The organism is Paenibacillus sp. Y568, from assembly GCF_059445545.1.
In genome coordinates, this window is the sequence record NZ_JCAIUM010000023.1 from 43,576 (window position 1) to 61,435 (window position 17,860).

At 40.5% G+C, this 17,860-nt stretch carries 27 protein-coding genes; 25 read left to right on the forward strand and 2 right to left on the reverse strand.

Translation table 11 applies throughout. The features are described from left to right. The first annotated feature begins 11 nt into the window (after positions 1–11). The 22 genes from rplF (at position 12) to AC1D7X_RS23095 (ending at position 14,005) form a co-directional block, all read left to right on the forward strand. Positions 12–554: a 50S ribosomal protein L6 gene (gene rplF, locus AC1D7X_RS22990; protein WP_495458484.1), complete on the forward strand. Its 543-nt coding sequence runs from the start codon at positions 12–14 to the stop codon at positions 552–554. An 83-nt stretch (positions 555–637) separates the two neighbouring features. Then, a complete protein-coding gene (rplR, locus tag AC1D7X_RS22995; RefSeq protein ID WP_495458483.1) occupies positions 638–1,006 on the forward strand; it encodes a 50S ribosomal protein L18 in 369 nt (122 codons plus the stop codon). 28 nt (positions 1,007–1,034) lie between these two features. Next, positions 1,035–1,532: a 30S ribosomal protein S5 gene (gene rpsE / locus AC1D7X_RS23000; protein WP_068537297.1), complete on the forward strand. Its 498-nt coding sequence runs from the start codon at positions 1,035–1,037 to the stop codon at positions 1,530–1,532. A 13-nt stretch (positions 1,533–1,545) separates the two neighbouring features. After that, a complete protein-coding gene (gene rpmD, locus AC1D7X_RS23005; protein WP_495458482.1) occupies positions 1,546–1,731 on the forward strand; it encodes a 50S ribosomal protein L30 in 186 nt (61 codons plus the stop codon). Positions 1,732–1,775: 44 nt separating this feature from the next. Continuing rightward, entirely contained in the window at positions 1,776–2,216 is a 441-nt protein-coding gene (gene rplO, locus AC1D7X_RS23010; RefSeq protein WP_068537293.1) for a 50S ribosomal protein L15, read from the forward strand. Then, complete coding sequence (secY, locus tag AC1D7X_RS23015; protein WP_495458481.1) at positions 2,216–3,514, forward strand: preprotein translocase subunit SecY; 1,299 nt, start codon at positions 2,216–2,218, stop codon at positions 3,512–3,514. The genes rplO and secY overlap by 1 nt, the downstream gene beginning before the upstream one ends. 74 nt (positions 3,515–3,588) lie before the next feature. Next, entirely contained in the window at positions 3,589–4,233 is a 645-nt protein-coding gene (locus AC1D7X_RS23020) for an adenylate kinase (RefSeq protein WP_495458480.1), read from the forward strand. 5 nt (positions 4,234–4,238) lie between these two features. Beyond that, positions 4,239–4,499 carry a hypothetical protein gene (locus AC1D7X_RS23025; RefSeq protein WP_495458479.1) on the forward strand — a complete coding sequence of 87 codons (261 nt, stop codon included), beginning with the start codon at positions 4,239–4,241 and terminating at the stop codon, positions 4,497–4,499. A 168-nt stretch (positions 4,500–4,667) separates the two neighbouring features. After that, positions 4,668–4,976, forward strand: a complete 309-nt coding sequence (locus AC1D7X_RS23030) for a hypothetical protein (RefSeq protein WP_495458478.1) — start codon at positions 4,668–4,670, stop codon at positions 4,974–4,976. Between the two features lie 2 nt (positions 4,977–4,978). Then, complete coding sequence (gene infA / locus AC1D7X_RS23035; RefSeq protein WP_068537283.1) at positions 4,979–5,194, forward strand: translation initiation factor IF-1; 216 nt, start codon at positions 4,979–4,981, stop codon at positions 5,192–5,194. Between the two features lie 178 nt (positions 5,195–5,372). Next, entirely contained in the window at positions 5,373–5,486 is a 114-nt protein-coding gene (gene rpmJ / locus AC1D7X_RS23040; protein ID WP_026688601.1) for a 50S ribosomal protein L36, read from the forward strand. Positions 5,487–5,505: 19 nt separating this feature from the next. Then, on the forward strand, positions 5,506–5,874 hold the full coding sequence (rpsM, locus tag AC1D7X_RS23045; RefSeq protein WP_495458477.1) for a 30S ribosomal protein S13: 369 nt from the start codon (positions 5,506–5,508) through the stop codon (positions 5,872–5,874). Positions 5,875–5,893: 19 nt separating this feature from the next. Continuing rightward, positions 5,894–6,289 (forward strand): 30S ribosomal protein S11, encoded by a 396-nt coding sequence (gene rpsK, locus AC1D7X_RS23050; RefSeq protein WP_068537278.1) that lies wholly within the window; start codon positions 5,894–5,896, stop codon positions 6,287–6,289. Positions 6,290–6,422: 133 nt separating this feature from the next. After that, entirely contained in the window at positions 6,423–7,367 is a 945-nt protein-coding gene (locus tag AC1D7X_RS23055; RefSeq protein ID WP_495458476.1) for a DNA-directed RNA polymerase subunit alpha, read from the forward strand. A 32-nt stretch (positions 7,368–7,399) separates the two neighbouring features. Further along, the gene (gene rplQ / locus AC1D7X_RS23060) at positions 7,400–7,765 is read left to right on the forward strand and encodes a 50S ribosomal protein L17 (RefSeq protein ID WP_495458475.1); all 366 of its coding nucleotides are present in this window, start codon (positions 7,400–7,402) and stop codon (positions 7,763–7,765) included. Between the two features lie 228 nt (positions 7,766–7,993). Next, positions 7,994–8,782, forward strand: a complete 789-nt coding sequence (gene truA, locus AC1D7X_RS23065; protein ID WP_495476180.1) for a tRNA pseudouridine(38-40) synthase TruA — start codon at positions 7,994–7,996, stop codon at positions 8,780–8,782. Between the two features lie 185 nt (positions 8,783–8,967). Then, the gene (rplM, locus tag AC1D7X_RS23070) at positions 8,968–9,405 is read left to right on the forward strand and encodes a 50S ribosomal protein L13 (protein WP_495458473.1); all 438 of its coding nucleotides are present in this window, start codon (positions 8,968–8,970) and stop codon (positions 9,403–9,405) included. A gap of 20 nt (positions 9,406–9,425) precedes the next feature. Continuing rightward, positions 9,426–9,818 carry a 30S ribosomal protein S9 gene (gene rpsI, locus AC1D7X_RS23075; protein ID WP_068591195.1) on the forward strand — a complete coding sequence of 131 codons (393 nt, stop codon included), beginning with the start codon at positions 9,426–9,428 and terminating at the stop codon, positions 9,816–9,818. 272 nt (positions 9,819–10,090) lie between these two features. Next, on the forward strand, positions 10,091–10,783 hold the full coding sequence (locus tag AC1D7X_RS23080; RefSeq protein ID WP_495458472.1) for a phosphoadenylyl-sulfate reductase: 693 nt from the start codon (positions 10,091–10,093) through the stop codon (positions 10,781–10,783). A gap of 37 nt (positions 10,784–10,820) precedes the next feature. Beyond that, the gene (gene sat / locus AC1D7X_RS23085; RefSeq protein WP_495476181.1) at positions 10,821–11,993 is read left to right on the forward strand and encodes a sulfate adenylyltransferase; all 1,173 of its coding nucleotides are present in this window, start codon (positions 10,821–10,823) and stop codon (positions 11,991–11,993) included. Positions 11,994–12,079: 86 nt separating this feature from the next. Next, on the forward strand, positions 12,080–12,844 hold the full coding sequence (gene cwlD / locus AC1D7X_RS23090; RefSeq protein WP_495458470.1) for an N-acetylmuramoyl-L-alanine amidase CwlD: 765 nt from the start codon (positions 12,080–12,082) through the stop codon (positions 12,842–12,844). A 57-nt stretch (positions 12,845–12,901) separates the two neighbouring features. Next, positions 12,902–14,005 (forward strand): Mrp/NBP35 family ATP-binding protein, encoded by a 1,104-nt coding sequence (locus tag AC1D7X_RS23095; RefSeq protein WP_495476182.1) that lies wholly within the window; start codon positions 12,902–12,904, stop codon positions 14,003–14,005. A 64-nt stretch (positions 14,006–14,069) separates the two neighbouring features. Here the strand turns inward: AC1D7X_RS23095 and gerD are convergent, their stop codons facing one another. Beyond that, positions 14,070–14,744, reverse strand: a complete 675-nt coding sequence (gerD, locus tag AC1D7X_RS23100) for a spore germination lipoprotein GerD (protein ID WP_495476183.1) — start codon at positions 14,742–14,744, stop codon at positions 14,070–14,072. 126 nt (positions 14,745–14,870) lie between these two features. Between gerD and AC1D7X_RS23105 the strand changes: the two genes are divergently transcribed. Continuing rightward, positions 14,871–15,461, forward strand: coding sequence for a KinB-signaling pathway activation protein (locus AC1D7X_RS23105; RefSeq protein WP_495458467.1), 591 nt, complete (start codon positions 14,871–14,873; stop codon positions 15,459–15,461). A 37-nt stretch (positions 15,462–15,498) separates the two neighbouring features. On the opposite strand, the gene pdaB is transcribed toward AC1D7X_RS23105, so the two are convergent. After that, on the reverse strand, positions 15,499–16,305 hold the full coding sequence (gene pdaB, locus AC1D7X_RS23110) for a polysaccharide deacetylase family sporulation protein PdaB (RefSeq protein ID WP_495458466.1): 807 nt from the start codon (positions 16,303–16,305) through the stop codon (positions 15,499–15,501). Between the two features lie 206 nt (positions 16,306–16,511). Here pdaB and AC1D7X_RS23115 point away from each other — a divergent pair, with 206 nt between their 5' ends. After that, the gene (locus AC1D7X_RS23115) at positions 16,512–17,126 is read left to right on the forward strand and encodes a stage II sporulation protein M (RefSeq protein WP_495458465.1); all 615 of its coding nucleotides are present in this window, start codon (positions 16,512–16,514) and stop codon (positions 17,124–17,126) included. 127 nt (positions 17,127–17,253) lie between these two features. Beyond that, entirely contained in the window at positions 17,254–17,484 is a 231-nt protein-coding gene (locus tag AC1D7X_RS23120; protein ID WP_495458464.1) for a hypothetical protein, read from the forward strand. Positions 17,485–17,860: the final 376 nt, after the last annotated feature.

A 17,860-nucleotide genomic window follows, 5' to 3' on the forward strand; every position in this document is an offset into this window, starting at 1 on the left:
GTGCAACATATATGTCTCGTATTGGTCGCAAACCAATTACAGTACCAAGTGGTGTAGAAATCACTTTGAACAATACTGTTATTACTGTTAAAGGTCCTAAAGGAACTTTGACTCGTGAACTTCATAAAGACATGAAGGTAACAGTAGATAATAATGAAATTCTTGTTGAACGTCCATCTGACAACAAAACGCATCGTTCTCTTCACGGCACGACCCGCAGCGTTGTCAACAATATGGTGACTGGTGTAACTGAAGGATTCTCGAAATCTCTAGAATTGGTTGGGGTCGGATATCGTGCAAGCAAATCCGGAGATAAGATCGTTCTAAACGTAGGTTACTCACACCCTGTTGAAATCACTCCAGAACCAGGTATTGAATTTGAAGTACCTGTGAACACAAAGATCCTTGTTAAAGGCATCGATAAAGAACGCGTAGGAGCTTATGCTGCTAATATCCGTTCGGTACGTGAGCCTGAACCTTACAAAGGTAAAGGGATTAAGTATGAAGGTGAACGCATTATCCGTAAGGAAGGTAAAGCTGGTAAGAAAAAATAAGTTATTTTTTCTTAATCCAGATTTATCCTGTGCGTCTTAACTTGAAGCTTTGAAGGCAAACTGAAAGGAGTGAAAAGGAATTCATGATTACAAAACAAGATAAGAACAAAGCGCGTGTACGCAGACATCTTCGTGTTCGTAAGAGAATTACTGGAACAGCTGAACGTCCTCGTCTCAACGTTTTCCGTTCTTCCAAACATATCTATGCTCAGTTGATCGATGATGTTGCTGGTGTTACATTGGTATCAGCATCTACTGTCGATAAGGAATTGACTGAAGGGATCACTAACGGTGCTAATGTTGAATCAGCTCGTAAAGTGGGAGAATTAGTTGCTAAACGTGCGAAAGATAAGGGCTATGCTTCCGTTGTTTTTGACCGCGGAGGATACTTATATCACGGACGAATTCAAGCACTTGCAGATGCTGCTCGTGAAGCAGGCTTAGAATTCTAAGATATTTTTTAAAAAGGAGGTTAACGACTTGCGTGTAGATCCGAATACTTTAGAACTGACTGAAAGAGTTGTAAATATTAACCGCGTAGCAAAAGTTGTAAAAGGCGGACGCCGTTTTAGCTTTAGCGCGTTGGTAGTTGTCGGCGATGGCAAAGGTTATGTTGGCGCCGGTATCGGTAAAGCGGGCGAAGTACCTGATGCGATTCGCAAAGGTATTGAAGATGCTAAGAAAAATCTAATTCATGTTCCACTTGTTGGAACATCGATTCCTCACACTGTAACAGGTAAATTCGGAGCTGGTCGGGTCTTTATGAAACCAGCATCAGAAGGTACTGGAGTTATTGCTGGCGGTCCTGTACGTGCTGTACTTGAACTTGCTGGTGTGGGCGATATCTTGACAAAATCTCTGGGTTCTTCGAACTCCATGAATATGGTCAACGCAACTTTAGAGGGATTATCCCGTCTGAAACGCGCTGAGGATGTTGCGAAATTACGCGGCAAATCCGTCGAAGAATTGCTCGGTTAAGGGAGGGAATGTCATGACAAAGCTTCAAATCACCCTCGTTCGTAGCTTGATCGGTCGTCCTGAAGATCAACGTGCGACTGTCAACACACTTGGTTTGAGAAAAATCAACAAAACTGTTGTTCATAACGACAATCCTGCGATTCGCGGAATGATCAATAAAGTATCCCATTTAGTATCAGTAACAGAAATCGAAGGTTAATCTACAAAGATTAACCTACAAATCTTAAGGAGGTGCAACGAACGATGAAATTACATGAGCTTTCCTCTGCCCCTGGTTCCCGTAAAGAACGCAAACGTGTTGGACGCGGAACATCAAGTGGTACAGGTAAAACATCAGGTCGTGGCCATAAAGGTCAAAACTCTCGTTCCGGCGGTGGAGTTCGCCCTGGTTTCGAAGGTGGACAAAACCCGTTGTATCGTCGCTTACCTAAACGCGGATTTACTAATCCAACGCGTAAAGAATATGCGATCGTGAACATCGAAGATCTTAACAACTTTGCAGCAGATACAGAAGTAACACCAGAATTTTTGTTCGAAAATGGAATCGTGAAAAATGCTAAAAGCGGAATCAAGATTCTTGGCAACGGCGAAGTTACAGTTAAGCTGTCTGTCAAAGCGAATAAGTTTTCTCAATCTGCGGTAGAGAAAATCGAGGCTGCCGGCGGTAAAACCGAGGTGATCTAATGATTAAGACGATCAAAAATATTTGGCATATTGAGGATCTACGTAAACGAATCCTATTCACACTGTTTGTATTATTCATTTATCGCATAGGTAGCTTTGTTCCAGTACCTGGTGTCGATAAGTCCGTTCTTATGAATAACAGCGGTGCGGGTGCAGATTTGTTTGGTCTCCTCAATACGTTCTCGGGTGGCGCATTACAGAATTTCTCTATATTCGCCCTCGGGATTACGCCATATATTACAGCATCCATCATAGTGCAATTGCTCTCCATGGATGTTATACCCAAGCTTGCCGAGTGGGCCAAACAAGGCGAACACGGTAAGAAAAAATCAGCACAATTGACACGCTATGGTACGATTGTATTGGGATTAGTTCAGGCGTTTGCTATGTCTATCGGTTTCAACCGTATGTATGGTACACAAATGGTTCCTAATGCAAGTTTCGTTAAATATGCATTGATCGCTCTTGTGTTGACAGCAGGTACTGCTTTTCTGATGTGGTTGGGTGAGCAAATTACGGAGAAGGGTATAGGAAACGGGATTTCGATGCTTATCTTTGCAGGTATCGTAGCCAACATTCCACAATATATCACTACTACGGCTCAATCTTCCTTCATTCAGGATAATCAAGCATTTATGAATTCATTGAAGACGATTCTTTTAGTTGTTGTTGTTGTACTGATTGTTATTGGTGTTATATACATCCAACAAGCGATTCGTAAGATTCCAGTACAATATGCTAAACGTGTCGTTGGAAATAAAATGTATGGAGGACAAAATACGCATATTCCGCTTAAGATCAATGCAGCGGGCGTAATTCCAGTCATTTTCGCCATATCATTGCTTCAATTTCCAATCATTCTAGCTAACTTCTGGTCCACACATACTTGGGCTAAATGGGTTAGTACTAACTTTAATACTGATCAACCATTGGGTATGGTCTTGTATGTTATCTTGATTATTGGATTTACATTCTTCTATACATTTGTACAGATGAATCCTCAACAAATGGCTGATAATATGAAGAAAAACGGTGGATATATTCCAGGGATTCGTCCAGGGAAAGCAACTGAGAAATATATGACCCGCGTTATGTCTCGTTTGACAATGTCCGGTGCAATATTCTTAGCGGTTATATCGCTAATGCCGATCTTCTTAGGTAGCTTGGCTGGATTGCCTAAATCCGTGCAAATCGGGGGAACTGCTCTCCTCATCGTTATCGGTGTTGCATTGGACACTATGAAGCAAATTGAAGGCCAATTGATCAAACGTCATTACAAAGGTTTCATTAATAAATAAGAGGACCGGTGAAGTTGTAGAACTTCCCGGCACCTATATTTCAAGCAATAGGAATTCTTGGGGGAGTGATAATCGTGAACATTCTTTTCATGGGACCTCCTGGGGCAGGTAAAGGTACACAAGCAGCGGCTGTAGTTAACGAATTTGGTATTCCTCACATATCCACAGGCGATGCATTTCGTCTGGCGATTAAACAGGAAACACCGATCGGAATGAAAGCCAAAGAATATATGGATCAAGGTTTACTAGTACCGGATGATGTAACGATTGGCATTGTGGGTGAACGTCTACAGCAGTCCGATTGCGAAAAAGGTTTTTTATTGGATGGTTTTCCAAGAACCCTTTCGCAAGCGGAAGCGCTAGAAGAAATTCTGTCCCGCTTGAATACCAAATTGGATCATGTCATTAATCTGAAGGTTGATCGCGATAAATTAATGGCGCGTTTAACTGGACGTCGTATTTGTAGAGACTGTGGAGCCACATATCATGTGATATTTAATCCGTCTAAACAGGAAGGTGTATGTGATATTGACGGAGGGGAGTTATACCAACGCTCTGATGATAACGAAGAGAGTGTAGGAAAACGCCTTGACGAATATATCAACAAAACAGCACCACTCCTAGAGTTTTATGATAACAAAGGTTTATTGCGTCAGATCGATGGTGAAAAGGAAATTGATTCGGTTTCAGCTGAGATCGTGTCAATATTGCGAGGTTAGGTGTAATGATCATTAGTAAGTCCGAAACAGAACGTGGGCTTATGAGCGAAGCAGGGCATGTTGTGACTACAAGTCAACTTGCTGAACCATTCATTCGTAGTCAAGCTTTAGTATCGTCTGATAAAGATTACAATGGTTTCCTTACTAGCATTTGCACTTCGGTCATAGTCCCTGGATCCTCCGGTAAACGCAAATTAAACGAAGACCACATTGTTAAGTTAGACATCAGAGCGCAGGACTGTGGTTTCCATGGAATCTACGCTTAGATATATCCCGTGTTCTAGATTTCTGGAGAGTGCTCAGCCATGGTTGAGTGTTCTGAAAGAATGGACATTCACGGGAGTTGCACTTGTCACACCGGTTGTATGCCTGTTTGCAATGTACTCCGGAAGGTATAATTTATTTCACAAAACTGAAGTGGTAGGTGATGGTCATTGAATAACCAATCCATACCGCATATTGGTCAAATTGTGAAGATACTGAGAGGCAAGGATGCCGGACAGGTAGCAGTAGTCCTCTCCCATGCCGATAACAAGTTCGTCTATATTGCGGATGGGGATAAACGAAAGTTTGACCAAGCGAAGAAGAAAAACCTTCTTCATTTGGAAACCCAATCGTACATTAGCAGTGAGGTTGTAAACAGTTTAATGGAAAACGGTCGGGTCACAAACGGAAAACTGCGTTATGCAGTGATGAAGTTTAGACAATCTACCGAATCACATGCTGAACAGAGAGGAGACTAATTGTGGCTAAAGAAGACGTAATTGAAGTAGAAGGTACGGTACTTGAACTGCTTCCAAATGCAACGTTCAAGGTTGAACTTGAGAACGGTCATCAAATACTGGGTCATGTTTCAGGAAAGCTACGGATGCACTTTATCCGTATTCTGACAGGAGACAAAGTGGTCGTACAGTTATCACCTTATGATCTAACCAAAGGTCGTATAACTTACCGTAAATAGCAGTACAACAAGAATTAGCGTAACACCTGTTTTGCCCGGCAAAACGGAGCTGATCCTTATCAGGGAAGATTAATAATATTAACTTTCCAACGCTTTCGATGTCAGTTTTGCTTTGCAAAACTTGGTATATGCTTTCGAAGTCAGTTTTGCTTCGCAAAACTTTGAGGAGGTAATTAACATGAAGGTAAGACCTTCTGTAAAACCCATGTGCGAAAAATGCAAAGTCATTCGTCGTAAAGGGACTGTAATGGTGATTTGTGAAAATCCGAAACATAAACAAAAACAAGGTTAAGAAGGGGGTGTAGCGTAAAATGGCTCGTATAGCTGGTGTGGATTTACCACGTGATAAGCGCGTTGAGATCGCCTTGACTTACATTTTCGGAATCGGTAGAACGACTTCCAAGAAAATTCTAGAAGATACAGGCATTAGTTCAGAGACTCGTGTTAGAGATTTGACTGAAGATGAAGTTAGCAAATTGCGTGAAACGATCGATAAGAGTGTTAAGGTTGAAGGTGACCTACGTCGTGAAATTTCCTTGAATATTAAACGTCTAGTTGAAATTGGTTGCTATCGTGGTGTGCGTCATCGCCGTGGGTTGCCGGTTCGCGGACAACGTACTAAGACGAATGCACGTACACGGAAAGGCCCTCGTCGTACGGTAGCGAACAAGAAGAAATAATAAGGGGGGATAAAAGACAATGGCTAAACCAAAAAAAGTCGTACGTACTAAACGTCGCGACCGTAAAAATATTGAATCTGGCGTGGCTCATATTCGTTCCACGTTCAACAATACAATCGTAACGATCACTGACCCACACGGTAATGCAATCTCATGGGCTAGTTCAGGTGGACTAGGTTTCAGAGGTTCCCGTAAATCAACTCCATTTGCTGCACAAATGGCTGCTGAAACAGCTGCTAAAGCTGCAATGGAACATGGTATGAAATCGGTAGAAGTTATGGTTAAAGGTCCTGGTGCTGGTCGTGAAGCAGCGATTCGTTCTTTGCAAGCTGCTGGTCTGGAAGTCAACCTAATTAAGGATGTAACTCCAGTTCCACATAACGGATGCCGCCCACCAAAACGTCGTCGTGTCTAATTAAGTCAACCAGAATATATGTAGTATAAAACTGTAATAATCTGCTAACAATGGTTGTTTAGGGATACTACATGGATATGTAAGACAAGGTGACTGGTTTATATAGGAGCGACGTTTGAAGGAGGGTACATGCGTGATTGAAATCGAAAAGCCGAAAATTGAGACCATTGACGTCAATGAGAATGGTACTTACGGTAAATTCATTGTAGAACCACTGGAAAGAGGCTATGGTCAGACTTTGGGGAATTCACTTCGTCGAATCTTACTATCTTCACTACCAGGTGCAGCCGTTACATCGGTTCAGATTGACGGTGTTCTACATGAGTTCACAACAGTACCAGGAGTAATGGAAGACGTAACGGAGATTATTCTGAATTTGAAAGCTCTATCCCTCAAAATTCATTCTGACGAAGAGAAAGTGTTCGAGATTGATGCTGAAGGGGAAGGCGTTATCACAGCTGCAGACATTCGTGCCGACAGTGATGTTGAAATTCTTAATCCTGATCTTCACATTGCTACATTGGGTCCTGGATCCAGACTACACATGCGTATTTTTGCGAGTCGTGGCCGTGGTTATGTTCAAGCAGATCGGAATAAACATGATGACCAACCGATCGGCGTCATTCCGATTGATTCCATCTATACCCCGATCTCACGCGTTAATTATGGCGTAGAGAACACACGTGTTGGTCAAGTGACTAACTACGACAAGCTTACGATGGAAATCTGGACAGATGGAAGCATCAGACCAGAAGAAGCAGTGAGTCTTGGAGCTAAAATTTTGACTGAGCATGTTAACTTGTTTGTGGGTCTCACAGACGAAGCTAAAGATGCTGAAATCATGGTCGAAAAAGAAGAAGACAAAAAAGAAAAAGTGCTTGAGATGACGATCGAAGAGCTCGATCTATCAGTCCGTTCTTACAACTGCCTCAAGCGTGCTGGAATTAATACAGTACAAGAACTTACAACCAAGACCGAAGAAGATATGATGAAGGTTCGTAACTTGGGCCGCAAATCTTTGGAGGAAGTGCAAGAAAAACTCGAGGAACTCGGTTTGGGACTTCGGACAGAAGAATAGCTTCTTAGATTGTTAGTGAAGGAGGGAAAAACATGGCATACCAAAAGTTGGGCCGCGATGCAAGCGCACGTAAAGCATTATTTCGTGACTTAGTAACGGACCTATTCTTATACGAACGCATCCAAACAACGGAAGCGAAAGCAAAAGAAGTTCGTTCTATTGCTGAAAGATTGATCACCAAGGCTAAAAAGGGAGATCTTCATGCACGTCGTCAAGTAGCTGCATTCGTACGTCGTGAAACAGTGGATGGCGAGCAAGATGCTATTCAAAAATTGTTTACCGATTTGGCACCTCGTTACTCAGAACGTCCAGGTGGATACACTCGTATCCTTAAACTAGGACCTCGTCGTGGCGATTCTGCGCCAATGGTTTACTTGGAATTAGTAGACCGCGCGTAAACTATCGAAATGTTGAAAGGGTAAGCAGTAATCGTTGATTCTGTATTAACCCTTTTTTCACTTCATTTCGGAATAGAGGAAGCTCCGAAAGGAGCTTCTTTTTTAAATGATAAGAAAGTGTAAGTTCACACCGACCTTTACTTATCAATCAAGTAATGTAAATCGTAATTATTTACGATGGCCATTTAACCTTGATGATGTAGATTTGCTAAATGAGGTGATGTAACTTTGCGCAACTTATGCATGAAGGTCAGTTATGATGGGACGAACTATAACGGCTTTCAAACACAGCGTGACGGTAGGACGATTCAGGATCACCTTGAGAAGGCTATTAACATGCTTACAGGTGAAGATGTGAAGATAATAGCATCAGGTCGTACAGATGCAGGTGTGCATGCTTACGGTCAGGTCTTTAACTTCTTGTCTCTATCTTCGATTCCGGTTCAACGGTGGCCTATGGCTCTTAATACAAGACTACCTGCGGATATTGTAGTTAGAGAGGCAGTTGAAGTGACAGAACTCTTCCATTCTCGTCGTTCAGCGAAACGCAAAACGTACCGTTACACAGTAAATGCTAATCAATTCATTGATGTATTTCAGCGTCATACTCAATTTCATCATCATGGGAGATTGGATATCGTTGCAATGAAGAGTGCTATAAAGTATTTTATCGGAACTTATGACTTCACATCATTTGCTTCACGTCGATCTACGAAAACATCACATGTACGCACATTATTTGACGCTTATATTGAAGTGGATGAATCCATGTGTCGTTCATCTTCCAATGATCAAGGTGTTATCCATGCATATATAACGGGTAGTGGCTTTCTTCAGCACATGGTTCGTATTATAATGGGCACTTTATTGGAGGTTGGGGAAGGTAAGAAGTCTCCGGAGGACATACCAGGCATTATAGCAGCCTTAGATCGATCACAAGCCGGTCCTACTGCGGAGGGAAAAGGCCTTACACTTTGGGATGTAGAATATAGCGACAATATGAAAAAAACTTTATAAATCTCTTGCGGTTTACTCGTGAATACTGTACAATAAAAATTGTGTTTTCTTAATGGCTTTCCCACAGCCCCAAATAAGACAATCACAATTTGCTTCAAACTTAATTGATAATATTAGATAACTACTATGATCGAAGATAAATGTAATATGTTTGATTTTCGGACGATAACAAGGAGGAACTATTTATGCGTACCACCTATATGGCTAAGCCAAATGAAGTAGAGCGCAACTGGCACATCATCGATGCCGATGGTAAAACGCTCGGTCGTTTGGCAACTGAGGTTGCTGCTCTAATTCGCGGTAAACACAAGCCACAATTCACTACTCATGTTGATTCAGGCGACTTCGTTATTGTAATCAATGCTGAGAAGATTCACTTGACAGGAAGAAAGTTGACTGACAAGAAATACTACCGTCACTCCATGCATAATGGTGGTTTGAAAGTAACAACAGCTCAAGAAATGCTTAAGACTCATCCTGAGCGTGTTATCGAAGCAGCCGTTAAAGGTATGATTCCTAAAACACGTATGGGCGATAAAATGCAAATGAGACTTAAAGTATATGCAGGCACAGATCATCCACATGCAGCACAAAATCCAGAAGTTTACGAACTTCGCGGCTAATTTAAAAGGAGGACAGTTTCATGGCACAAGTACAATACTATGGGACAGGTCGTCGTAAACATTCGGTAGCACGTGTTCGTCTTATACCGGGTGAAGGACGCATTGTCATTAATAAACGCGACATTAATGAATATTTCGGTCTAGAAACACTTAAGTTGATTGTTAAACAACCACTTAACCTAACAGAAACACTTGGTAAATACGATGTTCTCGTAATTGCTCATGGTGGAGGAACATCAGGTCAAGCTGGAGCAATTCGTCACGGTATTTCTCGTGCATTGCTTAAAGTAGATCCTGAAATGCGCGGTTCTCTTAAGAAAGCAGGATTCTTAACTCGTGACCCACGTATGAAAGAACGTAAGAAATACGGACTTAAAGCAGCACGTCGTGCTCCTCAGTTCTCAAAACGTTAATATCATTTTTCTTGTGTATCAAGAAATTCAAGTCTTTGGCCCTTGTGGCCAGAGGCTTTTATTTTTATATTCATAGTTTTTGTTATCCACAAAGTGGACCTATTTCATTTATGAAATGGGTCTTTTATATTTTTTTATTACTACAATACAAGATATTAGGTGAATACATATTGACTTTAAACTGGTAATATTTATAATAATAGATAATTCATATTAAAGTAGTAGGTATTATATGTTTTATATTTTTGTACTGTATTGGGGGAGAAAGAAAAATGAATCTGTTAGAGAAAGAGCAACTCATCAAGGAAAAATCCGAAGAATTTGAGCATGCTTTACCTGAAGAAGTCATTCGTTTTGCCATCGATACATTTCCAAACCTTACATTTGCTTGTAGTTTTGGAGCAGAAGATGTCGTACTAGTTGATATGATTCAGAAAATTAGTCCATCAACAGATATCTTTTATTTAGATACAGACTTTCATTTTAAAGAAACATATGAGACTCGAGATCGTATGGAGGAAAAGTACGGATTAGAATTCGTTAGAGTATCTCCAAAATTAACTCCTGATGAACAGTCACTACAGTATGGAGAAGCATTATGGTCGGTAGATGCCAATCAATGTTGCAACATACGTAAAGTAGAACCACTTACCCGTATCTTATCTAAGTACGATGCTTGGATAACGGGTGTTCGTCGTGATCAGGCACCAACACGTGCTAATACGCGTAAAATCGAATATGATGCAAAATTCGGACTAATGAAATTTAACCCCATTGCTTCTTGGACATCTGATGATGTGTGGCAATACATCAGAACAAATAATGTACTCTATAACCCACTCCATGATCAGAATTACCCTAGTATTGGATGCGAATATTGTACACGTCAAGTGATGCCTGGTGAGGATCCTCGTGCTGGCCGTTGGGCAGGCAATGAGAAAACAGAATGTGGACTTCATAAATAACTATTGAAACGAAATTAAGAAGCAGGGAGCGAAATCAATGACTTCAATATTACCGCATGGCGGCAAATTAATTCAGCAGATTGTATATGGCGAGGAGAGAGACGCGCTTTTGCAGGCGGCTCAAGGCTTTCAACAAATAGCTATCAACACATGGACAATCTCGGATTTAGATCTTATTGGTGTAGGGGCATTTTCGCCACTAACAGGTTTCTTAAATGAAGAAGACTATCGATCTGTTATTTCCACGATGCGTCTTGCCGATGGTACAGTGTGGACTATTCCAATTACACTGGCTGTAGATGGTGCTAGAGCCTCAGATCTTAAACTGGGTGAACAAGTAGCCCTTGTGGGTGAAACAGACGGAGTTGTGTACGGTACGCTGAATGTAGAGAGTATCTATACCGTAGATCAAGATGAGGAAGCACTTAAGGTCTTTAAGACAAATGATCCAGAACATCCGGGTGTCAGAAAACTGATAAAGCGCTCTTCAACCTATGTAGGTGGCGCAATTCAAGTGTTAAATCGACCTGAACCTGCCAAATTTAAAGAATTCTACTATGAACCAGCGGAAACTCGTCAATTGTTTGCGGAGAAAGGGTGGAATACTGTCGTAGGCTTTCAGACTAGAAATCCTGTTCATCGCGCACATGAATATATACAGAAGAGTGCGATGGAGATTGTGGATGCCCTTTTCTTGAATCCACTTGTAGGAGAGACGAAATCCGATGATGTTCCAGCTGATGTGCGGATGAAGAGTTATCTAACTCTTTTGAAAAATTATTATCCTGAAGACCGTGCGTTTCTTGGTGTCTTTCCTGCAGCAATGCGTTACGCAGGACCACGCGAGGCTATATTCCATGCGATTGTTCGAAAGAATTATGGATGTACACACTTCATCGTGGGAAGAGATCATGCAGGTGTAGGAGACTATTATGGTACTTATGAAGCACAGGAAATATTTAAGAATTTCACAGCAGAAGAATTAGCTATTACACCTTTATTCTTTGAGCATAGCTTCTTCTGTACGAAATGCGGTAATATGGCTTCAAGTAAAACATGCCCGCATGGTCGAGAAGACCATATGACCTTGTCAGGAACAAAAGTGCGAGGTTTGTTACGTGAGGGTCTCTGTCCTCCGCCGGAATTTACACGTCCAGAAGTTGCTCAGGTCCTCATTGAAGGTATGGCTGAACAAGTTACATCCATATAACGATCCAAATATATATTGAGTACTATTTGTCCATTTCCGCCCATATAGATGTTTAAGAGTCTATGGGACAGGAGGTGGTCTTTTTTATGTCCAAGCCTAAGTCAGATATCGTTACAGTATGGATTCGGCTGAGCACCCTTAAAAAGCTACTGTTTGGAGTTTGTTTACTGTTTGTCTTTGTAGCAATAGCTACATACGATGTTCCCACTGAGAATACAACGAAGTACTGGAGTTTACCTTTGGCTGGGAAAGTCATTGTTCTTGATGCTGGCCACGGAGGAGTAGATGGGGGAGCTGTAAGTAGACAAGGTGTCATTGAGAAGGATATTAACCTTGCTATTACCCTTTATTTACGTGATTATCTCCAAGAGGCTGGGGCCGTTGTTAGAGTGACACGTGAGGGGGATTATGACTTGGCTTCTCCTGATACTAAGGGTTATTCGAAACGCAAAACGGAGGACTTGAAGCAGCGTGTCAAGGTAATAGAAGATCAGCAGGCAAATCTTTTTGTCAGTGTTCACATGAATAGTATTCCTTCGAACCGCTGGAGAGGTGCTCAAGTATTCTATTATCCTAATCATCCTGATAATCCTAATCTTGCTAACTTGATGCAAGAGGAAATGAAACGGAATTTAGAGAATACAGATCGTATTGCCAAAACAGTGAATACGGTTTATTTACTTCGAGCTTTAAAAATTCCAGCTGCCTTGGTAGAAGTCGGCTTTCTCTCACATGAGGAAGAAGCAACGTTGTTAAAAGATGTTGAGTATCAGAGGAAAGTAGCTGCATCTATTTATAAGGGGATTTTACGATATGCCTCAGGTGAGAAGATCAAAGTGTCGTCAGAATGAGAAGGGTAAGATATAATAGATATATATGCCAATATACGAAGCAGAGGTGCTACTATCATGATATCAAGAGAGTCAGTACAAGAAGTTCTACAATCGATGGCTGAACCTACCAGTGGTAAAAGCTTAATCGAGCTGCAGCTTATTCGAGATATTATAATAAAAGATAACAAAGTCTCCCTTTCAGTAATTGTTCTTGACACAAGTGAAGACTATCAGGAAGAGATGGATAAGGAAATTCGTCATCGATTAGGTAATTTAGGTGCGAATGAAATTCATATCCGCATCCGTGAGGCTACCGATTATGATCGTAAATTAGCCTTTGGGGAACAATTATCTGAAGATGATGAAGCAATCTTAAAAAAGGGTCATGCAGCCGGACTAGAAGATCATGCCCTTATTAAAGAAGATTCGGGCGTACACTTTATTTCTATAGCTAGTGGTAAAGGTGGCGTTGGTAAATCAACGGTAACCGTTAACTTAGCTGTTGCTTTAGCCCGCCAAGGAAAACGTGTGGGTCTGATTGACGCCGACATATACGGTTTCAGTATCCCAGATATGATGGGACTTGAAGAAGGACCGATTGTAGAAGATGATTTGATTCTACCAGTAGAACGATTTGGAGTAAAAGTGATGTCCATGGGTTTCTTTATTCGTGAGAACAATCCAGTTATTTGGCGTGGACCGATGTTAGGCAAGATGTTACGTCAATTTCTAAGTGATGTGGGTTGGGGCGAATTGGATTATTTACTACTAGACCTACCACCAGGAACCGGTGATGTTGCTCTTGATATCCATCAGATGCTACCTCAGAGCAAAGAGATTATTGTGACAACACCACATGCGACTGCTGCCTTTGTTGCCGCTAGAGCTGGTGCTATGGCTCTCCAAACGAATCATGAGATCTTGGGCGTAGTTGAGAACATGTCATATTATGAATGCTCGAGTTGTGGAGATCGTGATTATGTATTCGGTAGAGGAGGCGGAGGGCGATTAGCTGAGACTCTTCACACTGAATTATTAGCTCAATTACCTCTAGGGATTCCTAATAATCATATTTCGGAACCTGACTTCTCACCTTCTGTATACAAGGCCGATTCAACAAGCGGTCAAATCTATCATGAGATCGCTACAGCTGTTATTGCTAAATGTGAAAAGGACTGACCTAATTAAAGTCAGTCCGAATATTTGAAGAGCTCCCTAATCGGGGGCTTTTTTTACAAATAGGTTACTCGCCTTCCTCGCCACCTTTTGTTTCTCCGCCACCCCCTTCACTACCTTCGCCACCACCACCATCTTTCTTTTCTTTATCATCACCCTTTGGTTCTAATTCGGTTTTCACGACGGATTTTAATAATTCCATGACCTCCATTTTAAATAAAGGATTCTGCATGGCTTCTGTCATAATCGTCATGGATTGTTTACGAAAATCAGATGATTTAGTCATATCTAGAAACATTTTCGTGACTTCTGGAGATTTCATGATGTCTTGAACCGACTTTTGATAAGTAGGATCTTTAATTAATTGTTGGTGTAAGTCTTTACTTTGTGAACTTATAGCTTTTGCAAAATCACCAGCGAACTTGGGATCTTTCATGATTTCTTCGATTTTCTTTTCATACTCAGGTGCTGTAATGGTATCCTTTACTGCAGTTCGGATCTCTTCTGTTGAAGCTGACGATAACATTTTCATACTCATGCCACCACCAGAAGAATCTCCTCCGTTCATAGCTTCTTCCACAGCCTTCTTACCTTCATCGCTTTTAAGAATATCCACTACCATGGATTTTATTTCTTTATATCCCGTTTGGGAAGATGAGCTGCTTTGTTCTGAGCCACAGGCAGTTAGAGCAGTAGCAAGAACGCAAATCAGTCCAATGACGCGTATATCCGTTAATTTCATCTGAGTTTGTCCTCCTTAGCATTAATCCTAGATGTAGTATGTGAAGGTAAAATCATAAATATGTTCGGGGGGTAATGGTTTTTTAGTGAGAACGTTGGTAAAATCTATTGTTATGGGGGTGATTTTTTGACTTTAAGAAAATGGTTTAAGTTATTTTGGGAAACATTATTAGTAGGTGCAGTAGCTTCCGTCATTACTGGAATTGGTTTGCAAGTGGGAAGTGGTGCGATATCTTTCAAAGGTTTTTCGGATTATGTCGCATACTTCGTTATTTTATTTGGTTATGGAATGCTTGCAAGCGTGTATTCACAACTTGGTTTTTTTGCTTATCTAATTTTGAATTACATGGGGAATGGTGTATTTTCCAAAAGAGGTTGGCAATACATACAGATGGTACTAACTATTTTAGCGTTGCTTGAGTTAATGTTCTTCCGTACGTTTGTGGGGGGAGAGAGTGGGAATAAGTCTGATCTTGTTCTAGGTGGAGTCATTCTTATTGTTTCAGTAGTAGTAGCTTACTTCAAGACAAAGCTAACGAACGCTTCAGCTTGGATTCCAACATTGTTCTTTTTGATTGCGGTTACCATTATAGAAATTGTTGGTGGACTCAAAATTAACGTTAACAATGCAACAGCACTTATCGTTATTCCTTTACTAGCTTGTAATGCATTTCAAATCTTAATTCTTCACCGTGTTGTAGCAAATAAAAAGAGCTAAGTCACTTAGCTCTTTTTTTAATCTGTGAGTTATAAGTTTATTGTCCGGATGAACTATCCAGGGAGTCTTGCGTCAATGCTTGGTCACGAACTTCAGTTCCCTTTGTATCCGTTTGGTTAATTAAATCAGACACCGTTACGAACTCGTACCCTTGTTGACGGAGTTGATCAATAATAAAGGGAAGTGCTTCATGCGTTTGTTTGGATGAATCACTTGCATGTAGCAATACAATATCACCAGGGTGTGCTTTACTAACGACACGTTCGACAATATTCTGAACACCAATGTTTTTCCAATCTAGAGAATCAGTATCCCATTGAATTACTTTATAATTCATGCTTTCTGCAATTCGTAATACCCTTTTATCAAAATCACCATTGGGCAAACGGAGTAGGTTGGGTTCTTTACCGGTCATATCGGTTAATACAGAGTTGGCTGTTGCAATCTGTTTACGAATCTCATCATCGCTAAGGGTCGTGTAATTGACATGTTTGTGACCATGACTTCCAATCTCAAAGCCGCTATCTTTGATATCCTTGACGATGTCTGGGTGACTTTTGCTCCAAGGAGAGGAAAGGAAGAACGTAGACTTCTGTACCTTTTTGTCTTTCAAAATCTTAATAATGGGACTTGGTCGTGTATCTCCCCAACTTATGTCGAAGGTCAAGGCTATTAACTTCTTGTCAGTGGGAACGCTGTAAATGGCTGATGGAGCCCCTTCAGAGAATACTGTGATTTGATCCCGTTCAATATACACTACTCCAATTGCAAATAACGCAGCAGCCGTAACTAGCAAATATCGTTTGATTTTCTTCCAGCTTAATACGTAAAAAAATGAATTCATTGGATAAAGCGCCCCTCTCATGCACGAATGCTTGTTTACTTCAAAGTCTATGCTCGTACTTTATAGTTATTACTCAATAGCTATTTATGAGAGTAGTTTTTGTACCAAAAACTTAGGATTAAGCTTACGAAGTAGTTTTGTCCCAAAACTTTTAGGATTAAGCTTACGAAGTAGTTTTTGTACCAAAAACTTTTAGGAGGTTACTCATGTTTAAATTCTCCACATTTATGAGGGATATATCTTCAATTAAAAAAACGATGATGGTATCTACATTGATATTTATTCTAGGAATTGCGGTTGGATGGCTTAGTACAGATACCATTTCAAATTTCATTAACCAACAGATTGATGGAATCCGCCAAATTAGCCAGAGTTTAGGGGAATCGGAGCGGCCGCAGTTAAGCTTTTTTGTGTTTATCTTTTTGAATAACAGCATAAAGGCAGTATTAATTATTTTCTTTGGTATCTTTTTAGGTATATTACCGGTTGTGTTTCTGATGATTAACGGTATGGTTCTAGGATATTTGGTGCATCACTTAGCAGTACAGGGTGAAAGTATGTTCGAAGTGATTGTAAAAGGTTTGCTACCGCATGGCATTATTGAGATTCCGGCTATTATAATCGCATGCGCATTCGGATTACGGTTGGGTTCCCTAGTATGGATGAGTATAGGACAATGGAATCGTGAGAAGCGGGCAAATCTAGGTCAAGTGTGGAGTGAGTTCTTCAAAAGTGTGGGTCCAGTTTCATTGTGGATCGTGATTTTGCTCTTTATTGCAGCAATTATTGAAAGCACATTAACATTTTGGTTAATGCAGTAAAAACTTTTTATGAGTTATGCTCATATTTTTTCCAAAATATGAGCATAACAGTAAAACAGCTATACGGATTGGCTTGGAATAACCCAGCCTGCAATCTGTTAGTTACATAATGAGGAGGCAACAATATATGCTGGGTATGCTATTTAACGATAAAGAGTGTAAGGAACTGGATTATGTCCTACGTAAAGAATTAGATGAAATGTTAATGGATCTAGGAGATAAGCGATTAGATGAGGACATCAAACAATCTATTGCTAAACGATATAAGGTAGTGTTTCGTATGTATGCGCGGTTTGCCCCCCCGAAAGAACTCTCTAAATATGCACGTAACAGTAGGTTTCCACAATTCAAGAATTAAAATATCAAAAAAGTATTGACTAACTTAATTAATATATGTTAAATTAATTCTCGCTTCCTTTGTGAATGGGAAGTAGAGAGACAAATCAATGCAAATTGATTTTAAATCTCTTCAAAAAAACTTCTTGCAAAATCATAACTTACTATGATAAGATATAGAAGTTGTCGCCGAGAACAACTGGTAACAACAAAACGAACAAATTGGTCTTTGAAAACTGAACAACGAGTGAGTAGATTTCACGAAAGTGAAGTCAAAAACAAATGAGAAATCATTTGATAGAGAAAGTAATTTCTCGTCAGTTTGTTTTAAATGAGCATAATCGCTCTTTCTAAATTGATTCCAAATCACTGCAAAGCTGATTTGAAATCAATATAAT

Excerpts from the sequence above, each read along its gene's own strand:
- gerD (WP_495476183.1), bottom strand. The coding sequence starts at position 14,744 with ATGAAATTAACGGATATACGCGTCATTGGACTGATTTGCGTTCTTGCT.
- rplR (WP_495458483.1), top strand. The coding sequence starts at position 638 with ATGATTACAAAACAAGATAAGAACAAAGCGCGTGTACGCAGACATCTT.
- rplM (WP_495458473.1), top strand. The coding sequence starts at position 8,968 with ATGCGTACCACCTATATGGCTAAGCCAAATGAAGTAGAGCGCAACTGG.
- rplF (WP_495458484.1), top strand. The coding sequence starts at position 12 with ATGTCTCGTATTGGTCGCAAACCAATTACAGTACCAAGTGGTGTAGAA.
- cwlD (WP_495458470.1), top strand. The coding sequence starts at position 12,080 with ATGTCCAAGCCTAAGTCAGATATCGTTACAGTATGGATTCGGCTGAGC.
- rpmJ (WP_026688601.1), top strand. The coding sequence starts at position 5,373 with ATGAAGGTAAGACCTTCTGTAAAACCCATGTGCGAAAAATGCAAAGTC.
- rplO (WP_068537293.1), top strand. The coding sequence starts at position 1,776 with ATGAAATTACATGAGCTTTCCTCTGCCCCTGGTTCCCGTAAAGAACGC.
- AC1D7X_RS23095 (WP_495476182.1), top strand. The coding sequence starts at position 12,902 with ATGATATCAAGAGAGTCAGTACAAGAAGTTCTACAATCGATGGCTGAA.
- AC1D7X_RS23025 (WP_495458479.1), top strand. The coding sequence starts at position 4,239 with ATGATCATTAGTAAGTCCGAAACAGAACGTGGGCTTATGAGCGAAGCA.
- secY (WP_495458481.1), top strand. The coding sequence starts at position 2,216 with ATGATTAAGACGATCAAAAATATTTGGCATATTGAGGATCTACGTAAA.
- rplQ (WP_495458475.1), top strand. The coding sequence starts at position 7,400 with ATGGCATACCAAAAGTTGGGCCGCGATGCAAGCGCACGTAAAGCATTA.
- rpmD (WP_495458482.1), top strand. The coding sequence starts at position 1,546 with ATGACAAAGCTTCAAATCACCCTCGTTCGTAGCTTGATCGGTCGTCCT.
- rpsM (WP_495458477.1), top strand. The coding sequence starts at position 5,506 with ATGGCTCGTATAGCTGGTGTGGATTTACCACGTGATAAGCGCGTTGAG.
- pdaB (WP_495458466.1), bottom strand. The coding sequence starts at position 16,305 with ATGAATTCATTTTTTTACGTATTAAGCTGGAAGAAAATCAAACGATAT.
- AC1D7X_RS23115 (WP_495458465.1), top strand. The coding sequence starts at position 16,512 with ATGTTTAAATTCTCCACATTTATGAGGGATATATCTTCAATTAAAAAA.
- rpsK (WP_068537278.1), top strand. The coding sequence starts at position 5,894 with ATGGCTAAACCAAAAAAAGTCGTACGTACTAAACGTCGCGACCGTAAA.
- AC1D7X_RS23120 (WP_495458464.1), top strand. The coding sequence starts at position 17,254 with ATGCTGGGTATGCTATTTAACGATAAAGAGTGTAAGGAACTGGATTAT.
- sat (WP_495476181.1), top strand. The coding sequence starts at position 10,821 with ATGACTTCAATATTACCGCATGGCGGCAAATTAATTCAGCAGATTGTA.
- rpsI (WP_068591195.1), top strand. The coding sequence starts at position 9,426 with ATGGCACAAGTACAATACTATGGGACAGGTCGTCGTAAACATTCGGTA.
- AC1D7X_RS23080 (WP_495458472.1), top strand. The coding sequence starts at position 10,091 with ATGAATCTGTTAGAGAAAGAGCAACTCATCAAGGAAAAATCCGAAGAA.